At 58.0% G+C, this 18,146-nt stretch carries 7 protein-coding genes; 2 read left to right on the top strand and 5 right to left on the bottom strand.

Annotated elements, in window-relative coordinates; all coding sequences use genetic code 11:
• Positions 1-297: 297 nt before the first annotated feature.
• Both EXW94_RS26240 and EXW94_RS26235 read right to left on the bottom strand, forming a co-directional pair.
• Entirely contained in the window at positions 298-10,077 is a 9,780-nt protein-coding gene (locus EXW94_RS26240) for a hemagglutinin repeat-containing protein (RefSeq protein WP_254797905.1), read from the bottom strand.
• A gap of 9 nt (positions 10,078-10,086) precedes the next feature.
• Positions 10,087-11,736, bottom strand: a complete 1,650-nt coding sequence (locus EXW94_RS26235; RefSeq protein WP_217436590.1) for a ShlB/FhaC/HecB family hemolysin secretion/activation protein — start codon at positions 11,734-11,736, stop codon at positions 10,087-10,089.
• 287 nt (positions 11,737-12,023) lie between these two features.
• Between EXW94_RS26235 and EXW94_RS26230 the strand changes: the two genes are divergently transcribed.
• On the top strand, positions 12,024-13,193 hold the full coding sequence (locus EXW94_RS26230) for a DNA repair ATPase (RefSeq protein ID WP_010435825.1): 1,170 nt from the start codon (positions 12,024-12,026) through the stop codon (positions 13,191-13,193).
• On the opposite strand, the gene EXW94_RS26225 is transcribed toward EXW94_RS26230, so the two are convergent.
• Positions 13,194-13,958, bottom strand: coding sequence for a siderophore-interacting protein (locus EXW94_RS26225; RefSeq protein WP_174341493.1), 765 nt, complete (start codon positions 13,956-13,958; stop codon positions 13,194-13,196).
• A 147-nt stretch (positions 13,959-14,105) separates the two neighbouring features.
• On the opposite strand from EXW94_RS26225, the gene EXW94_RS26220 reads away from it, so the two are divergent.
• The gene (locus EXW94_RS26220) at positions 14,106-14,600 is read left to right on the top strand and encodes a PadR family transcriptional regulator (RefSeq protein ID WP_174341492.1); all 495 of its coding nucleotides are present in this window, start codon (positions 14,106-14,108) and stop codon (positions 14,598-14,600) included.
• Here the strand turns inward: EXW94_RS26220 and EXW94_RS26215 are convergent.
• Together EXW94_RS26215 and EXW94_RS26210 are read right to left on the bottom strand one after the other, a co-directional pair.
• Positions 14,597-16,156 (bottom strand): methyl-accepting chemotaxis protein, encoded by a 1,560-nt coding sequence (locus EXW94_RS26215; RefSeq protein WP_148400534.1) that lies wholly within the window; start codon positions 16,154-16,156, stop codon positions 14,597-14,599. The genes EXW94_RS26220 and EXW94_RS26215 overlap by 4 nt on opposite strands.
• A gap of 328 nt (positions 16,157-16,484) precedes the next feature.
• Positions 16,485-18,005 (bottom strand): PAS domain-containing methyl-accepting chemotaxis protein, encoded by a 1,521-nt coding sequence (locus EXW94_RS26210; RefSeq protein ID WP_174341491.1) that lies wholly within the window; start codon positions 18,003-18,005, stop codon positions 16,485-16,487.
• Between the last annotated feature and the right edge of the window lie 141 nt (positions 18,006-18,146).

Raw genomic sequence — 18,146 nt, 5'->3', positions numbered from 1 at the left:
AAAGATCCAGGCACTGGGGCCGGGATCTTCCTTTCTAATGAGTTTTTGGTAAATAAAATAGCTTTTCGGCAACCCTACGATCCAAATCACTATCGCCATCCAAGCACATATACTCAGTAGCAACCCAGTGTAGATAGTAATAAATATCGTCAACGCCCTTTCCTGAGCATATTAACTCGCAGATAGGCTGTACATATGCGTCATATTCATCATTAGCTTCAATTAGACCGTTGATCCCTATAGGATCCCATTCGTTTAGTAAAACAGCTCTAATCTTCTCATATAATATTCGATTACTCATTTTGTTGGTGCTCCGGGTATTACTGTTACAACATCGCCTGTTTTAGAGTTAATGATCACACGGAGATTGTTGGTCGAATCATAATAACCTGTAGTTCCAGAATTTGTTGGGTAGGTTACTCCGGCCTTGATTGTGTTTTCTACAGCAGAAGGTGGTACACCGCGCCCTTGCATACGATCAACTGCGTGAGCTGAATAGGTTCGTTCACCAATTACCGCTGGTGAATTAGAGCCTTTTGTATTCATAGGATTACCGCTTCTTCCAGTCGGGTTATAAGCGCTTCCCGAATTTCCACCACCGCCCTTAAGCGGATCCCCGTCAGCATCCAGCGCATTTGGTTTCAACTGGTTGATGTCAAAGATATTGACCGGCGGCTTGTTCTTACTCAGCGAGTTATTCTCAGCCGCATTCTTCCCGGCCTGCCCCCCGGCAACCGCTGACCCCGCACTGTCTCCCGCCAGCCCGCCAGCCATCCCGGCCGATATCGTTGCCAGCGCGCTGACCGTCTGCTTCTGCTCCTCGCTCAGCGTCGACAAATCTTTGACATCAGGGTACAGCATACCCGCTATCGCCTTCGCCGCAAGCTCTCCCGTCGCCGCGCCCGCAGCACCCGCTGCGGCACTGTTCCCCTGCAGCGCCGCAACCGCACCGCCCAGGATAGCATGCGCCACCACCGCAGCCTCATCGCTCAGTCCGGAACCATGTCCGATATAGTTTGCCAGCTCCGGTGCCGAGGTCCCCGCCAGCGCTGCCGTCAGGTCACTTCCCGCCAGCCCCTGAAGCGCTGCCGTCGCCGCCTGGATACCCCGCTGCAGGTCGCTGCCTGTGCCGTATTTCGCCGTCGTGGTTTTGTACGCATCGGTCCCGCGCAGCGCATCCTGATAGGCCTTTTTCAGTGCGTCGCTGGCATCCGCTCCCGGCTCAGTCACGCCCTCTTTCGCCAGTTCTTCCCTGGCCGCCTTCAGCCCTTCTGTCTCTCCATAAGTGTTCGCAACATCCGCCGCCTGCGAGCCAATCTCACCAATCAGCTGCACTTCCTGCAGGCGCTGCTGTTCCTTCTCCTTGTCAAATATCGGGCTGATGCTGCCGTTCGCGTGCTCCGCATCGCGGCTCAGGTCAGCCACATCCTGCTTCTGGCTCTCCTTATCGCGGATGATGAGGCTGCCCTCGCTCACCGCCGCCTGCGTCGTCCCTTCCGCGTGTCCGCTGTGGCCGCCCCCGGCCAGCAGTCCGTTCGCCATATTCCCGGCAAACTGTTCGCCGATGCTGCCGCCCGAGCTGATGCCCGCGCCCTGATGTTCGGTCTTAAAGTCCGCCTGGTTGTGGATATCGCTGAAGCCCAGCGTCCCCGTGTCGAGGTGGTTTTTATCTGCCGTCGCCGTCGAGGCAATCACCCCACCGTCGAGCTGCGTATGCTTGCCCACCGTCACGTCAAACCCGCCGCTGCCTGCAAACAGCCCGCTCTGCTCCTGCACCGAGTCGTAGTCGCTGGTCATTTTATCGCGACTGACGTTGATGCTGCCCGAAGCCGTGCCGGCACCAAAGGTGTAACCCACACCGCCGCTGACGCTGTTCTGCTTGCTGTTGTAGTGGTCGCTGTCCTGCGTGCTGGCTATCGTCAGGTCACGCCCGATATCCGCTACCACGGCCTCGCCGCTCACCTGCGCCCCGGCAATCGTCGCGTCGCGCCCGGTGTTGATGGTCACGCGGTTACCCGCATCCACCGTGGTCTCGTTCTGCCAGGTGCCGTTGCCCTTCTCATGCCCTTTGCTGCTGTTGGCGTTCGCCGAGATGCTGATGCCCGCCCCACCGGAGCCGACACCCACGCCGACACCAAGGCTGCCGCCGCTGCTGCTGTTTTTACCCGTTGTCTGCTGCGTGTCCTGCGAGGCAATCAGGTTCACGTCCCGGGCCGCATCCAGCGTCACGTCCTTCCCGGCCTTAATCTGGCTCCCCGCCACGGTGATGTCGCTTCCGGTGGCTTTTATTGTGACGTTATTGCCCGCGCTCAGGGTGCTGCCCGTCGTCGTCTCACTTTGCATATGGGATGAGGATTTTGACGACTGTGCCCCCACCGACGCACTGACGCCGATGGTGTTGTTATTGCGTTTGTCCGAACTGCCCTTCGCCTGGTCCAGCGCCACGGCCTGACCCGCCTGCACGCCGGAAAGCGCCGCCTGCGTGCCCTGAAGTGCGGCAAGGCGCGAGTCGCTGCTCTGCTTCGCGCTCTGCGCCGTGGTGACCGCGTTATTCACCGCGCTCCCCGCCGCCCCCGACAGCGCCACCGTCAGCCCGCTGCTCTTCTGCTCAAACGTCTCATCGCGGGTGCGTTTGTCGTGCCCCGGCTCAATCACCACGCTGTCGCCGGTAAGATGGATATCCTTCTGCGCGATGATATCCGCCCCGCCGATATGTGCCTGTTTGCCCGCCGTGATGCTGACGCTGCCGCCCGTCGAGCCGACCGTGCTGAAGCTTTCGCTCTGGGTCGTGCCCTGCTCGCGCAGGTCGTGGGTGGTTTTGCTGCTGCCGATGGTGAAGCCGATACCGCCCGTGCCCATCAGTCCGGACTTTTTGGTCTCCTTAAAGCGCCATGAGGTGTCCGTGTTGGTGGCCGCCACGATGTCCACGTTGTTGCCCGCCGACAGCGCCACGTCGCCGTCACCCGCCACCGCCGAGCCTGACACCCGCAGGTTGTTCCCCGCCGACACCGTCACGTTGTCGCCGCTCAGCAGTGAGCCCTTCTCCCGCGTCGCGCTGTCTTCCTCGATGGTGTGGGTGGTCTTTTTGCTGAGGAACCCTTTTTTGGTTTTGGTTTCTTCCTTAAAGTGGTAGTCACTCTCCGTCGCCGTGGTCAGGTTCACGTCGCGACCTGCTGCCACGCCGATATCACCCTGCGCCGTCACCTCTGCCGCCTGTGCGGTCACGTCCCGCCCGGCAAGAATGACCGTGTTGCCGCCGCTGGCGATTGCCGTGCCCTGCTGGCGTACGGACTCATCGATAACGGTTTTCTTACCGCCCTGGCTGCTGCTGCGCGTGGTGGTGGCTTCCGCCAGCAGGTTCACGTCGCGTCCGGCCTGAATCCCCACATCACCCTCTGCGGCCATCGCCGCCGCGCGGGCATTCAAGTCGTTACCCGCCTGCAGGGTGAGGTCGCCGCCTGCGGTCAAAGTGCTGCCCTGATGCGTGACGGACGCCGTCTCTGTTGTCGTGCGGTTGCGCCCGGAACGTCCCTCGCTCGTCGCCATCTCGTTGGCGGTGATGATGATATCGTTCCCTGCCGCCATGCCCAGGCTACCGCCCGCCGACACGTTTGCGCCCGTCACGTTGATATCCTGTCCGGCGCGCATCACCAGCCCGTCTATCGCGGTGATGGACGCCGTCGTGCCCACATCCGTACCGCCAACATGCACGTTCCCCGCATCAACATTCCACCGCTGGGTACGGGTGACATTGTTGATACTGCCGGTAAGGCTCTCAAGCCCGACGGTTTTACCGCTGATGGCGGAGCCGATGTTGTTGATATCCCCCAGCGCGCTCAGGTTCAGCCCGCCGCCCGCGCTGATGAGCCCGGCGTTGAGGTTGCTGATGCTGTTGCTGCTGTCGATGGACAGGACATTCTGCGCCGTGATGGTGCTGCCGCTGTTGGTGACGTTGCCGCCCGCCAGCTGCACGTTATTACCGCCGATCACGCTGCCGCTGTGAACGGTGACATCCTTCGGTGACAGATAAACTTTCGGGACCATCACCGTCTGGCCGTTAATGGTCGCCGCTTCCCACCACAGCAGGCTGTGGTCAAGCGCGGCAACCTGCGCGGCCGTCAGCGCCACGCCAAATTTCAGGCCCAGCGCCTGCTGCTGCGTGGCGGCGCTGTCCATCAGATAGCGCATCTGATCGAGGTCGGAACCGATGCCGTTGATATACCGGCTGCCGGTCTGGTTCAGAATGGCGTTGCTGACATAACGGGTATCGAATGCCGCGTCGCCGAGGAAACGGTAATCGCGATCCGGGTTCAACCCCAGACGGTCGAGGAAGTACGCCGAGCCGAGGAACTGGTTCCGATCGGTGTAGGCACTGTTGGTCTCACGCGGTGCATCGCCAGGCTTGATGCCGAGCATGCCATAGAGTCCATCAAACAGGCTGTTATCCACCTTCCCGAGGCCATCAAGCTTAGGGTTCACCGTTATCAGATACGGGCTATCGGGGTCGGTAGATGGCACGAAGTAACCGTTATCACCGGACGGCAGCGGATAGTTACCGCTGCTGCCGTTCTGGTCGGAAAGGGATGAACCGCCGACGATGTCTTTCAGGGCGTCGGTGAGATTATCCAGAAGGTCGGGGGCACTCATGTTTGTGCTGCTACCTGGAGTCAATGCCTCACTGTTCAACCCCTCACCGATAGCTTTAGGCGTAAGTGTATTCAGCGTTGGGGCATGAATAGTGTTATTGAATCCCCCCGCGTTGGCAGTGACGTTGGTATTGCTGATGTCACTCTTAAAGTTCGCACTGACGTTACCGCCAGCACTGATAACCGAGCGGTATACTCCGCCATCGGCCACAAATTCTGTCGTCCGTTCACCGAGGAGATAAGGCACCCAGCCATACCAGCCATAGTCCTCATCAAACCAGCCCCAACTTCCGTCTGCATAGTGCGTCAGAGGTTGCCATTTGCTGTCGTTGCAGTCCTGATAAAACCACTCACAACGATATTCAGCCTGAACGTAGGTAACGCGACGTCCACCTTCGGCAGAGAGGTTATTCAGCGTCCCTCCCGTAAGAACGGCGTTACGTCCCGCAAGAATATGGCTAGCACGGTTATCCAGCGTCCCTGCATTGATTATGATGTCGCGTCCGGCAGCCATTCGGGCGGAACTGCCGGTGGCTGATACGGACACAACGGACTCACTCAGCAGGAATTGCCGGATATCTTCCCCTGTGAGGCGGTAATCAACCCTGTCACTGCACTGTCCACTGCCATTTGCACCACTTCCGGCGCAACGCTCATACCTGTCAAAAACAACCTTACTGCCATCGTTTTTCCAGTCTTCAAGCAAGAGGACAAAATCCGAAGGTCTGCCGTTGAGGTCATAACTGATGTAGTGTTCATCTGCGGCAGGAATGGCATCAGGGTATTCCCGTTCTGACTGGCTGACAGTCAGCCCATCGGCTTCATTGAGCAAATGGCGGGTATTCACGGTGATATCGCCGCGTGTGGTCTCAATCGTACCGGAGCGGTTAATCACTTCTTCATTTGCCTCACCGACAGCATTCCTCTGCATCCAGAGGCTGTTATCAGCAAGAATGTCGCCGTAAATATTGTGAATACGCGCAGCAAACAGGGAGAGATTATTGCCCGCATAAATCAGCGCTGTATTAAGCAGCGTACCTGCTGCGGTCATCGTCAGGCTGCCCGCGGTACCGGTGAAGCCGTTGATGGTGATATTTTCCCGCGAGGTAAGCTGCACGTCTCCGCCCGCCTGAAGCGAGCCGGACGCATTCAGCAGCAGGCTTTGCGCGCTGAACGTGCTGCTGCCGTTACCGGTGGTGAGCGTACCGCTGTTGGTGAATGCTCCGCCCGCGCTGAGGGCGATGGCATTGCCCTGGATCACGCCGCTATTGATGATGGCGTTTTGCGAGGAGACCGACAGCGTTTTACCTGCGGCCAGCGTACCGGTGTTCACGAGCGCATTGACCAGCTTCAGCGTCGCGTCGCCCAGGGAAACCACCTGACCATGACCGCTGAAGTGGCCGACATCAAGCAGCAGGTTGCCCCCGCTGTAGAGTTTACCGCTGACGGTATCGGTGAGAGCGTCACCTGCTACCGTCAGCGAGGCAGTACCCAGCACCGTGCCGCTGTTGGTGATGTTCCGGTATTTCACCCCCAAATCCGCACCCTGAAACGTGCCGCGGTTATCGAGCGAGCTGCCACGCAGCTCAGCGCTGCCCGTCGCCAGGACATTTCCGCCATTCACGGCGTTCACCACATCCAGCAGCAGCGTGACGGCCTGAACCAGCCCGCCGCTACCGTTTGCCAGCTCTGGCGCGGTCAGCGTGAGCTTCCTACCGGAGAGAATTTTGCCGTCATTCTGTAAACGGGTGGTGGCGTTCACCGTGGATTCACCGCCGCCCTGCACCGTCCCCTGATTATTCAGCGTGGCGGACGAGGCCTTTAGCGCGTTCTGGCTCAACAGAACACCACCAGCGGTGTTGTTCAGCGCCCCGGAAACATCCAGCGTCAGCGCTTCACCCTGAAGCCGTCCGCTGTTGATCAGTTGCCCGGCTGTGATTGCGGTCGTTTTACCCTGAATCTGTCCGGCGTTCGTCGCATTACCGGCATTCATCGACAGGACGCCAGCCGTGAGTAATTTCCCGCCTGCCTGGTTGGTCAGCGTCTGGTTCAGCGCGACGGAAAGCGCATCAACCCCGGTGATTTCACCGCTGTTTGTCAGCGTATTCGCCTTCAGCGTCAGATCCTTGGCTATCCACTGCCCGCTGTTTGCAAGCGTCAGTGCTGAGAGCGCCAGTTCTCCGTTTGAGGTGATTTTGCTGCCCGTCGTACTGATAAGATTTGTGTCGATCTGCGCATCCAGTACATCTGCCGCCTGGATCGCACCGCCGTTCGTAAGCGCCTGCGCATGAATAAGTACCCGTTTACCCTGCCATTGCCCGGCGTTACTGAGGTCACCGGTCGTCACCGTCAACTCACCCGCCGTCAGCAGCGATCCCGATGCTTCATTCACCAGCGAGAGGAGCGGTGCAGCCATCTCCAGACGAGCAGCCAGCGTCAGTGCGGCGATCCCGGTGAGCGTGCCGCTGTTCGTGATACTGTCCTGATGCGCGGTGACACGGTTCGCCTGAACCGCTCCGCTGTTGCGCAGCGTATTCCCAGTGAGCGAGAGCGTGCCAGCCGATAACAGATTGCCGTTGTTAACGGTATTGCCCGCATTCAGCGTGATGTCGCCCTGGCTCATCAGTTCACCGGTATTGCTGAATGTCCCGGTGGTGAAGGCATTAAAGGAGCCGGTCGCCAGCGAGCTTCCGCTGTTATTCCAGTCGCGGCCGCGAAGACTGACGTTCTGCCCCTGCAGCTGGCCAGCGGTGGTCAGCGTGGTGCCTGAAAAGGTGAGGTTCCCGCCCGTAAGCGTGCGCGAGCCTGCCGCTAAATCCAGCACTCCGGCGGTCACGGATAACGCGGTATCCCCCTGCAAGAGACCGCGACTGTCGAGGCGATCGGCATTCAGCGTCAGCGTGTTCCCCACGATACTGCCCGTGCTGGACACCGATTGTGCCGTGATGCGGTTTGCCCCCTGCGCCAGCAGCAGGCCTCCCGCGCTGTTATTCAGCGTATCGTAATCAACAAGGAGTGACGCGCCACTCAGCTCACCGCGGTTGGACAGGCGCGAACCGGAAAGGGACAGCCCGGCATCGCTGGTGATAATGCCGCTGTTTTTCACGTCAGAAACTGAAAGGGTGAGTGCCGCCGGGCTGTACAGCACGCCGCTGCTGCGGTTATCCAGCAGACGGGTAACCAGTGACAGCGTCTGCCCCGCGTGGATCAAACCACTGTTAATGACCGCAGGACTGCTGATGGCGAGCGAAGACGCCGTCAGCGTCCCCCTGTTATTGAGATTCGTGGTTTCAATCTTCAGGGCTGACGCAGAAGATTTCCCCCCGTGACTGAGAGCGTCAGTGGCGTTCAGGATAAGCCCATCTTTCGCAGCCTGCGTCCCATCAAGCTGCGCATTCTGTACGTCCATGCTGACGCTGTTACCCTGCGTCTGTGCCGTTGCCGTGGTCGTCAGGCTTTGACCCCGAATGCTCACGGAGCCGCCCGCGCTGGTTTCGCCTGCAAGGGCGGTAGCCGTATTGTTCAGCGCCAGATCGCCATCGCTGTGGGTCACTGACTTTTCGGTGGTGATGAACGCGTCTGCTGAGCCAGCAAGCCCTCGGGCACCGGAAAGCGTGCCGCTGTTTGTCACCTGTGCAGCCTTCAGCGTCAGCGTGTCATCGCTGACGAGCGCGCCGCTGTTATCCAGCTTACCGCTCGCGATAACGGTCGTTTTACCTTTCGCGCCGGTGTCACCAGACAGCGTGGCGTTGCGCGCGTTGATACCCAGCGTGGAGGCGCTTTTCAGGGTGCCGGAACTGGTGATGTCGGTCCCTGAAACGTTCAGGCTGTTGCCCTGAACGGTGCCGGTATTGCTGAATGTCCCGGTCTTCAGCGTGGCATCCGTCCCTGCGGACAGCGTCCCGCTGTTGATCAGGTTCCCCGTGTTTATGGCAAGAGATTTTCCGGCAATGGTACTGCCTTTCAGCAGGGTGTTCCCTGACGTGGAGAGCGCGATATTCCCGCTGGCACTGGTTCTGCTGCTGCTCTCCTGAGTCAGCGCCTGACCGCTGAGCGAGATATCTGAGGCGCTGACGTTTCCGCGCTGCATCAGCTCACCGCCTTTCACCGACAGTTGCTGACCCGCAACGACAGAGCCGTTAATCGCGGCACGCTGGGACGCCTCCAGCGAAATATGGCGTGATGCGGTCAGCTGCGTCCCAGTCTCCAGCGTTTTCGCGTTAACCGTGGCATCCTGCCCGGCGATGTTTTTCCCCTTAAGCGCCGCGTTTTCTGCCACGTTCACGGCAAGGTTACGACCGGCACCGGCCTGGGCATCCGCACTCTGGGTGAGGGCGTTTGCCGTCAAGGTGGTGTCGGTTCCCGCAGTGAACGCGCCGCCGTTTTGCGTGAGGGTACCGTTGGTCGCTAACTGAAGATTTTTCTCGGCGGCGATATGGGCCTGGTCGAGCGTCAGGGCGCTCTGCCCGGAGACAGTGAGGTTACCCCCTGCTTTATGGTCGCCGGTTAACATCACCTCTTTCGCAGAAACGCGGGTGCTGCCGCTGGCAAGCGTGTTTTTCAGCACCACTTTCCCCGCGCTGCTGAGCGTAATATCGCCCTGACGCGCGTTAAGATCCCCCAGGTTTACCCCCAACCCTGTTTCGCTGGACACCAGACGAATACGGTTGGCGTACATCCCGCCCAGCGCACCCGTGTCTACCGCCACCTTCGGCGCGTCACCTTCCCCTTTCAACGCGCTGACGCTGCCGTCCGCCGCGACGCGGTTCGCCCCGGCGACCACACGTACCTCTTTCGCATGCAGCTGGGCATTGATCTCGGTCGCGCGGGAAATAATCGATACGGCATCGCTCTGGCTGCCATCCAGCCCGGCGCCTTCGATGGTGACCGCACCTTTCGTCACATCAAGCGATTGCAGCTTACCGCGGGCGTCGAGCACCGGTTTCCCCGTGGTGAGCGTCGCATTCGGCGTATTAATAAATCCGCAGCCGTTACAGGTGATACCGTAGGGGTTCGCCACAATAACGTTTGCCGCCTTGCCCGCCACTTCGGTGTAGCCCTGTAAATGTGAGCGGTTCGCGCCGGTGACTTCGTTGATGATCCCTTTGGCTTCCTGCCCGGCTTTCAGGTTGGGGTTGTTTTGGATAATCCCGCCAAGCTGGGTCTGGTTCAGCTGTCCCGTGGCGTTATTCAGGATCAGCCCTTCTTTGCCGACGTTGTAATCGTGGTATTTATTATGGGAAATACCGGACTGATTCGGCGTGGCAATGTTCACGACCGGAACACCGTTGGCCGCTTTATCCATCTGCGTATTTCCGGACGGGGCGATCGTGGCGGCCACCGCAGGCAGCAGCGGCTGGGTTGCCAGCAATACGCTCAGTAATGCGCTAAGCGCACGTTGTGAAAAACGAACCTGATCCTTTTCCATCATCCCTGTCCCTTAAAAAGCCACTGAAAAACGGTAATAGATCACGAGGTGATCCGGTGCCAGCCAGTCCGGATAGTCCACCGGTGTGCCGACGGTAAACTGGCTAGAGTACCCGCGATTCGTCGCGGTAAGCCCCAACGCGGTTCCCCACAGCGTGCCGGAGGCGTAACGATCCTGGCCGTCCTTCTTCAGCCAGCCGCCGTCAATTGCGGCAAGTACGCCAACATCGCCGACCCACGGCAGCGTAAACAGCGACCAGTTCAGCTCGTTTCGCCAGTAGCCGCCGTTATCCCCGGAGATGTACTGCTCCTTAAAGCCCCGAACGGACGTTTCGCCGCCCAGCGTCAGACGCTCGCTGCCGTACAACCTGTCCGGCGACCACTGAAAATAGACGCTGGTGAGCCACCAGAGTTTGTCCGCCACGGGACGCTGAAAGCTGCCGTTCAGGCTCCATTTGCGGAATTCGGCTTTTGGCACATCACCCTGTTTGTCGTTATCGTCTTCCGCACCCAACCACGGCACGCCCTGCGTAAAGGTTGGGTTCAGGGTCGCCACGCCCGAGGCGATTTTTTGCGTGTGGTTAATGCCCAATGAAACACTGGAAAGTTTGCGGCTGCTGGTGGCCAGCAAAACATCATCGAGATAGTTCCGGTTGATGCGGTGAGTGATGCCCGCCGACACGCCGGTTTTGATATCGCCATTGCGGAACAATACCCAGGAGCCCGTCAAACGGTGTGTTTCGGTATCCCCCGTTGACCGCCAGAGGTAGCCGTTATTATCAATAGTGCTGAGGTAGTTGCTCCAGCTGTAGCTGTAGTCCAGCAGTCCGTAGCCGTAAGGGATGCTGACGCCTGCTGCAAAATTTTGAGCATCCTTGCTGTTGGAAAAATCACTGCTGCGCCCGCCGCTGATAAACCACTTATCCGCCAGACCCAGCAGGTTATTTCCGTACAACGCGCCAGTAAGTTGCCCGGTCCCGGTGCTCTTTTGTCCGCTGTTATCAAAACTGACGGAGCCGCTAAGGGGGAACTCTGGCGTGGCGGTCAGATTAACCACCGAGTAGCCCTGCCTGTCGCCGGGCAAAATTTCAATCTCAACGGGCCGCTGACGTACCCGGTTGAGCTGTTCCATGCCCTGTTCGATATCGCGCAGATTAAGGATCTTCCCCTCAAGCCCGGGGAAGGTCATTTTCAATGTGCGGTCCGGTACACCTTCGAGGCGAATGTGCTGAAGCTTTCCTTCCAGCACGGCAAGATGGAGTACGCCGCCGGAGAGATCCTGCTCGGTTAAAAACGCGCGGCTGGTGATATAACCCCGGCTGATGTACCAGTCGGAAACGGTGTTAGTCAGGGCATTTAAGCCAGCAATATCAAGGCACTGATTCAGCCACGGCGCAACCAGCCGTTCTTTAGCTAACGGAGACAGAAGGTTGGCACCCGTCAGTTCGATGCGCGAGATAGCAAAACAGGGGCCTTGTGGAGTCGCGGTACTGTCGGGCTGAACGGGACGCGGTACCACCACGCTGCGCTCCAGCGATTCACGCTGACGCTGGCTCTCATCCAGCAGCTGCTGCTGTTGCTGCTGGATGGTATTACGGTCAGTCGGTGACAACGGGGCGGCGAGTGCGATCCCTGGCGCCAGTAACAGGATGGCCGCCAACAGCGCGCATGCTGATGTTTTCCCTAACACTCTTTACTCTCCGCTTAAAGTCCGTTTTCAAACTTGACTGTTAAAAAACGAGCAACTTATTTCAAAAAGTAAATAGTGTAAATATCAACAAAGAGAATAAGGATATTTCTGGCGCATTTTCAGATTTTGTAGGGGTATATCTGAAGCAAGATTAAAGAAATCCCCTGTCGCGCCGATCATCATCCGTGTGTATTATTTCCTGTAGCTTTTACAACAACTAACCTTAACTCAAATACTTAAGCGCCAAAGCGAAAGGCATCATGAGCACACCGATCAAACGGCTAGAAATCATAAAAAATGCCATCGAACTGGAAGATGACGACATCATCCAGAGCCAGCTGACGCGGCTGAAAAATGAAGCGTTTGACGAGGAGCTACAGGCAATCGTCGTGGCGCTTGAGAATAAGAACTACACCGCAGCCATCAGGGCCATCACCGCGTGGCTGCAGGGCCAGCGCGCCGTGACCCCGTGGCGTGACCCGCAGGTGGCCGCCAGCAAGCTGGAGCTGAAGGCGCTGGAAGAGCGTCTGCGCGATCTGATTGACCGCCGCAACGCCCGCGTGCAGCAGCTTGATGAGTTCAACGATCTCTATTTCTCCCGTCTCGGGCCGCTGATGCAGCAGATCCTCGCCCTGCGTAAAACGCTGGCGGAGCTAAACCTGCGTCGTCAGCAGGCGGAGGCGCGTCGTCGTGAAGAAGATTATCGCCGCTGTCAGCGCTATATGGCGCAGGCCGTGGAGGTGCTGGCAACGCTCACCCAGCGCTGGCGCGATCTCCCGGCCGATTCCGTACAGGCTGCCGAGGCGCGTAAACAGCTGCAGCAGCAAAGCAACCTGATTGCCAATCTTCTGGCCGAAGCGCTGGAACTGGAGAGCGGCTTAACGCGTGAAGAAGAGCCCGCGCGCCAGGCGCGCGATGAGGCTAACGAAGAGTACGAGAAGTATCGCGAGCAGCATCACGATGCCGAAGTGCGTCTACGCAAAGGGAAAGATCTCTCGGAAGAGGATCGGAACGAGCTGAAACGCCTGTGGCGTCAGGCGAGCAAGCTGTGCCACCCGGATCTGGTGGCAGACGATCTGAAAGAAGAAGCTAACACCATGATGGTGCAGCTCAACCAGGCCAAACAGCGCGGGGATGTGAAAGCGATCCGTTCACTGGTGGCACGCCTGCAGCAGGGCTTTGAGCCAATGATGGCGAGCGACAGGCTGAACGATCTGGAGCGTATCCGCAAAAAAATGGCGCAGGTTCGCGAGCAAATCGACACCTTAGTGAACGAGCTGGCGGAGCTGGAGAAAGAAGAATCCTGGCTGCTGGTGTCGTCGCTGAACAATATGGAAGCCTACTTTGCCCAGCAGGAGAAGGCGCTGCATGAGGTCCGCGCCTCGCTCGAACATCAGGTGAGCGAAGCGCAGCTGGAGTCCGCAGCCTGACTATTTAGCGTGCCAGTATGCGCTGGCACGCACCAGCTGTTGGTCAATCGTGTCGGTTTCAAACTGGCGGCTCAGGTTTTTCACCACCTTCCCTTCCCCGGTCAGCCAGATAAAGTAATCCTCTTCGGGCACGGCCAGCGTCGCCAGACGATCGGCCACCGCCTGCGGGTTGTGGCCCACAATCCAGGTGATGTTGAATTCACTCAGGTGCGCCAGATAGGCCTTATAAGATCCGTCACCCACGGTCACGACCGCATGAACGTCCGGGCGTACCGGCAGTTTTGCGATGCCTTCTAAACGGCGGCGCAGCGCGGGCATCCCGGACTCATCGCACACGTACAGCTGCCAGGCGTAATCTTCCGGCACCACCAGCGATCCGCGCGGCCCACCGATAGTGAGTTTGTCGCCAGGTTTGGCCGCTACCGCCCAGCTGCTGGCAACGCCGCCATCATGAACGAAGAAATCCAGCACCAGCTCATTTTTCTCCTCATCGAACAGGGGCGTATAGTCACGCGCCTGCGGGCGCACGCCGTCGCCCCACTCGATGCCTTCATCGGTGACAACGGGCGGAACAAAGGTCGCGCCCGGCGCAGGGAAAAAGACCTTGGTGTGGTCGTCGAAACCACGGGAGCTAAAGCCTTCCAGCGCCTCACCGCCGAGGACAACGCGCTGGAAGCCAGCGCTGACGCGCTCGACGCGGAGCACGTTCAGCTCGCGAAAGCGCAGGTCATTGCGGACACGTTGAGGGTAACGGGTTGATGTCATTTTTATGCCCTTCTCAGGTGAATACGATATATCGAAATTGATTTTTTAATGATAATGATTGCTATTAACCAGGAATGCAAGATCTTTTAGATTGCATCTGAATATATCTAAGATATAGTTTAGATATATCAAATAAAGAGAGTCACTATGCGACACGAACATGAAGGCGGTGGACGCCGACCGCGCTTTTTCGGCCACGGCGATCTACGGCTGGTGATCCTGGATATTCTGACCCGCAATGCCAGTCACGGTTATGAGCTGATCAAAGAGATCGAGAACCTGACGCAGGGGAACTACACGCCGAGCCCGGGCGTGATCTACCCAACCCTGGATTATCTGCAGGATCAGACGTTTATCACCATTACGGAAGAAGAGAGCGGTCGTAAGAAAATTGCGATAACTGCTGAAGGGCAAAACTGGCTGGATGAAAACCGGGAACAGCTGGAACAGATCCAGATGCGCATCAAAGCGCGCAGCGTCGGCTTCCAACTGCGCAAAAACCCGCAGATGAAGCGGGCGCTGGAAAACTTCAAAGCGGTGCTGGACCTGAAGGTGAATCAGGGAGAGCTCAGCGACGCGCAGCTCAAGCAGATCGTCGGGGTGATCGACCGCGCGGCGCTGGAGATCTCCCAGCTGGATTAAGCGAGCGCGCGTTCGCTCACGCGGAACACTTTTACCAGCTCTTTCAGGTGCATCGCCTGCTCATTCAGCGATGCCGCCGCCGCAACGGACTCCTCCACCAGCGCAGAGTTCTGCTGGGTGGTGGCGTCAATCAGGCCAATCGCACTGTTGATCTGCGAGATGCCTTCCGTCTGCTCATGGCTGGCCTGACGGATCTCACGCAGAATCAGGTCCATCTCCTCCACGTTGCCGACCATCCCGTTGATCAGCCCGCTGGCTTTTTCGACCAGGTTCATCCCGTCCTGGGTCTGGCTGGTGGAGCTTTCAATCAGCTGGCGGATTTCACTCGCCGAAGAGGCGCTTTTCTGCGCCAGCTGGCGCACTTCGCCCGCGACCACCGCAAAGCCACGCCCGTGCTCTCCCGCACGTGCCGCCTCGACCGCCGCGTTAAGCGCCAGAATATTGGTCTGGAAGGCAATGGCGTCGATCAGGTCGATAATGTCGGACATCCGGTTGGATGTTTCGTTAATCAGGCGCATTTTGCTGGTCACCTGTTTCATCATCTCACCGTTGTTTTTCACCACCGTGGCGGCATCGGCAGAGAGGGTGGTCGCTTCCCCAGTGTGCGACGCGGTGTTTTTCACCGTCGCGGTGATCTGCTCCATCGAGGCTGCCGTCTGCTCGACGGAACTGGCCTGCTCTTCGGTGCGCGCGGCCAGATCCTGGTTGCCTGCGACAATCTGCGCGGCGGCGCTGGAGATGTTTTCCGAGCCGGTTTGCACCTGCTGCACAATCTCCAGCAGACGGGTTTTCATCTCCATCAGCGCATGCAGCAACAGGCCGGTTTCGTCTTTACCGTGAGACGTAATGCTGCCGGTCAGATCGCCATCGGCAATGGCTTCTGCAAAGCTCACCGCCTCGCCCAGCGGACGGGTAATGGAGCGTACGATAAACCAGCCGATCAGGCTGCCCGCCGCCACGCTGAAGAGCGTGATCAGGAGCAGCAGCATGCGGTTGGTTCGGAAATCACCGTCCACCTGCGCGCCCGCGCTCTGCATCTCGTTGTTTTGGATGGCGATCAGCGCCTGCACCTTCGCTTTGTAAGCCTGCTGCACGGTGAGGGTGTTGGTCATCATCTCCTGGATAGCGCCCGCACGGTTGTTGTTCTGTACCGCCTGCAAAATGCGGTAGCGCGAGTCCAGATACTGCTGGCGCACGCTGCGGATATCCGCCAGTACCTGCTGAGACTTCTGATCCTGCAACGCGTTGTTCAACTCGCCCAGGATCACCGTAATGTGCTCGCTGATCTCTTTCAGACGCTGCTGAGATTGCCCCGTGTAGGTGCCCTGCTCGTCCAGCAGCATAAGCTGCTGCGTGCTTATAAATTCCTGGAAGTTGTCGATTAGCTGGTTGGCTTTTACCGTGGTGGGATAATCGTGGGTAATGATAGTCTGCATCCCGTTGTTCGCCCGATTCAGGCTCAGCAATGAGACACTCGCACTGACGATCATCAGAACAATAAAGAACCCAAACGCCAGAAATAATTTCGTGCCGATCTTTACGTCATGTAAGAACATATTTACTCCATCGATGTGATTATTTCTCAGACGATCACCGTTATCGGTAACGAGCGCGCTAACTTTATGACTTTGATCGTTTTTTTATTTCATAACCATCACAATGGATAGGTACAGCCTATTAATTTTGGCGCATCGATCGTTGCGTAACCACCAGAGAGGGCATTTCTGAAATAGCATCGGGGAAAACTGACTTAGGCAGGCATAAATAACTGAGGGGATTTTTTTAGTTATTTAATATTATATTAACAATAAACATTAAAGATAATCACATTAAAACGCCGTTTATACCTGGTGGCATAAACGGCTTTTCTGGAACATTACTGGCTCAATGGAGCACGGTCACGGCATCTTTGAGACGTCCCGCACGGTGCTTCACCATGGCGGAGATCTGCGCGCTCTCCTCTACCAGGTCCGCATTTTTCTGGGTGATACTGTCCAGTTCGGCAACGGCCCGGGTTAACTCGGACAGCCCGGTAGCCTGCTCAGACGTGGCGTGGCTAATCTGGGCAATAAGCTGCGTGACGTTTTTCACCTGCTCAACAATGTCATCCATTGTGCGGCCTGCCGCGTGAACCTGATCGGAGCCGGACTGTACCTTGCTGGCGCTGGCGTCAATCAGCTTACGGATATCGTTGGCCGCACTGGCGCTGCGGCTGGCGAGATGACGAACCTCACCGGCCACGACCGCAAAGCCTTTGCCCTGTTCGCCCGCTCGTGCCGCTTCCACTGCCGCGTTCAGCGCCAGAATATTGGTCTGGAAAGCGATGTCATTGATAAGCGAAGTGATTGAGCCGATCCGCTGGGTGCTGTCAGCAATATCATCCATGGTTTTCACCACCGTCTGCATCGCATTTCCGCCTTTGGTCGCCGCGTTGCTGGCCGCCACGGAGAGCTTATCGACTTCGGCAGCGGTTTCAGAGTTGCTTTGTACCGAGGCGGCCATCTGATTCATCGTCGCCACGGTCTGCTGCACATTGGTGACGGTCTGACGCGTGCGGTCGTTGAGATCGTCATTCCCCTGCGCCAGCTTATCGCTGCCATCGCGCACGCTCACCACCTGGCTTGAAACATCATTGATTAACCAGCGACACATCAGCCCCAGCTGTCCGATCGCGCGCAGCGTCAGCCCCAGCTCGTCGCTGCGGTTCAGGTGCTGCACGCTGTTACGCTCACCGGTCGCGACCTTCAGTGCCTGACGCGTGACATTTTCCACCGGTCGGACAATCTGCTGCTCGAACAGCATCGTCCCGACAACCATCACGACGGCAGCAGCCACGAGCGATGGCCACCCCGCAGAAGTGAACGCCAGCGTGGCAGCCATCACCGCAAACAGCGCCGCCATGACGCTACGAACCCGCCAGCGCAGCGGCATAGCCGGTAACTTCCCGAGCCAGCCTTTGCGCACCACCAGCCCTTTATGGATACGTTTTTTACAACGGCCTTCATTGAGCGCCTTATATAAAGGCTCCACGGTCGCAATCTCTTCCGCCGTCGCTTTTGTGCGAATCGACATATAGCCGGTCATTTTCCCGTGGCGCACCATCGGCACGGCGTTCGCTCGCACCCAGTAGTGGTCGCCGTTTTTGCGGCGGTTTTTGACAATCCCGCTCCACGGTTCCCCCTGTTGCAGCGTGTACCACATGTCGGCGAAGGCCGCTTTCGGCATGTCGGGGTGACGCACCATATTGTGCGGCTGTCCCATCAGTTCCTGGAGCGTATAGCCACTAACCTGCACAAAGGTGTCGTTGGCATGGGTCATGTAGCTCTGGAGATCGGTGGTCGACATAAGCGTGGTGTCACTATCCAGAGGGAATTCATTCTGGGTGACAAAGGATGGAGAGGACATGGCGGGCATTCCTTGCAGGTTATTCGAGTGTTAATTTTGTGGTTTATTGTTTTTTCGGCGGTTACAAATTTATCTTTAGTTGTTAAATTCGATCGAGATCGCAAATTTCGGCTAAACCGCACTTTCTGTACGCTTTTCTAA

Origin of the sequence: Enterobacter sp. JMULE2 (assembly GCF_013337145.1) — a bacterium.
GTDB lineage: Bacteria > Pseudomonadota > Gammaproteobacteria > Enterobacterales > Enterobacteriaceae > Enterobacter > Enterobacter mori.
This window is presented reverse-complemented; position numbering and strand designations above follow the sequence as displayed.

What these genes read in the sequence shown, in the direction of transcription:
- EXW94_RS26220 (WP_174341492.1), top strand. Translation starts at nt 14,106, where the DNA reads ATGCGACACGAACATGAAGGCGGTGGACGCCGACCGCGCTTTTTCGGC.
- EXW94_RS26240 (WP_254797905.1), bottom strand. Translation starts at nt 10,077, where the DNA reads ATGATGGAAAAGGATCAGGTTCGTTTTTCACAACGTGCGCTTAGCGCA.
- EXW94_RS26210 (WP_174341491.1), bottom strand. Translation starts at nt 18,005, where the DNA reads ATGTCCTCTCCATCCTTTGTCACCCAGAATGAATTCCCTCTGGATAGT.
- EXW94_RS26230 (WP_010435825.1), top strand. Translation starts at nt 12,024, where the DNA reads ATGAGCACACCGATCAAACGGCTAGAAATCATAAAAAATGCCATCGAA.
- EXW94_RS26225 (WP_174341493.1), bottom strand. Translation starts at nt 13,958, where the DNA reads ATGACATCAACCCGTTACCCTCAACGTGTCCGCAATGACCTGCGCTTT.
- EXW94_RS26215 (WP_148400534.1), bottom strand. Translation starts at nt 16,156, where the DNA reads ATGTTCTTACATGACGTAAAGATCGGCACGAAATTATTTCTGGCGTTT.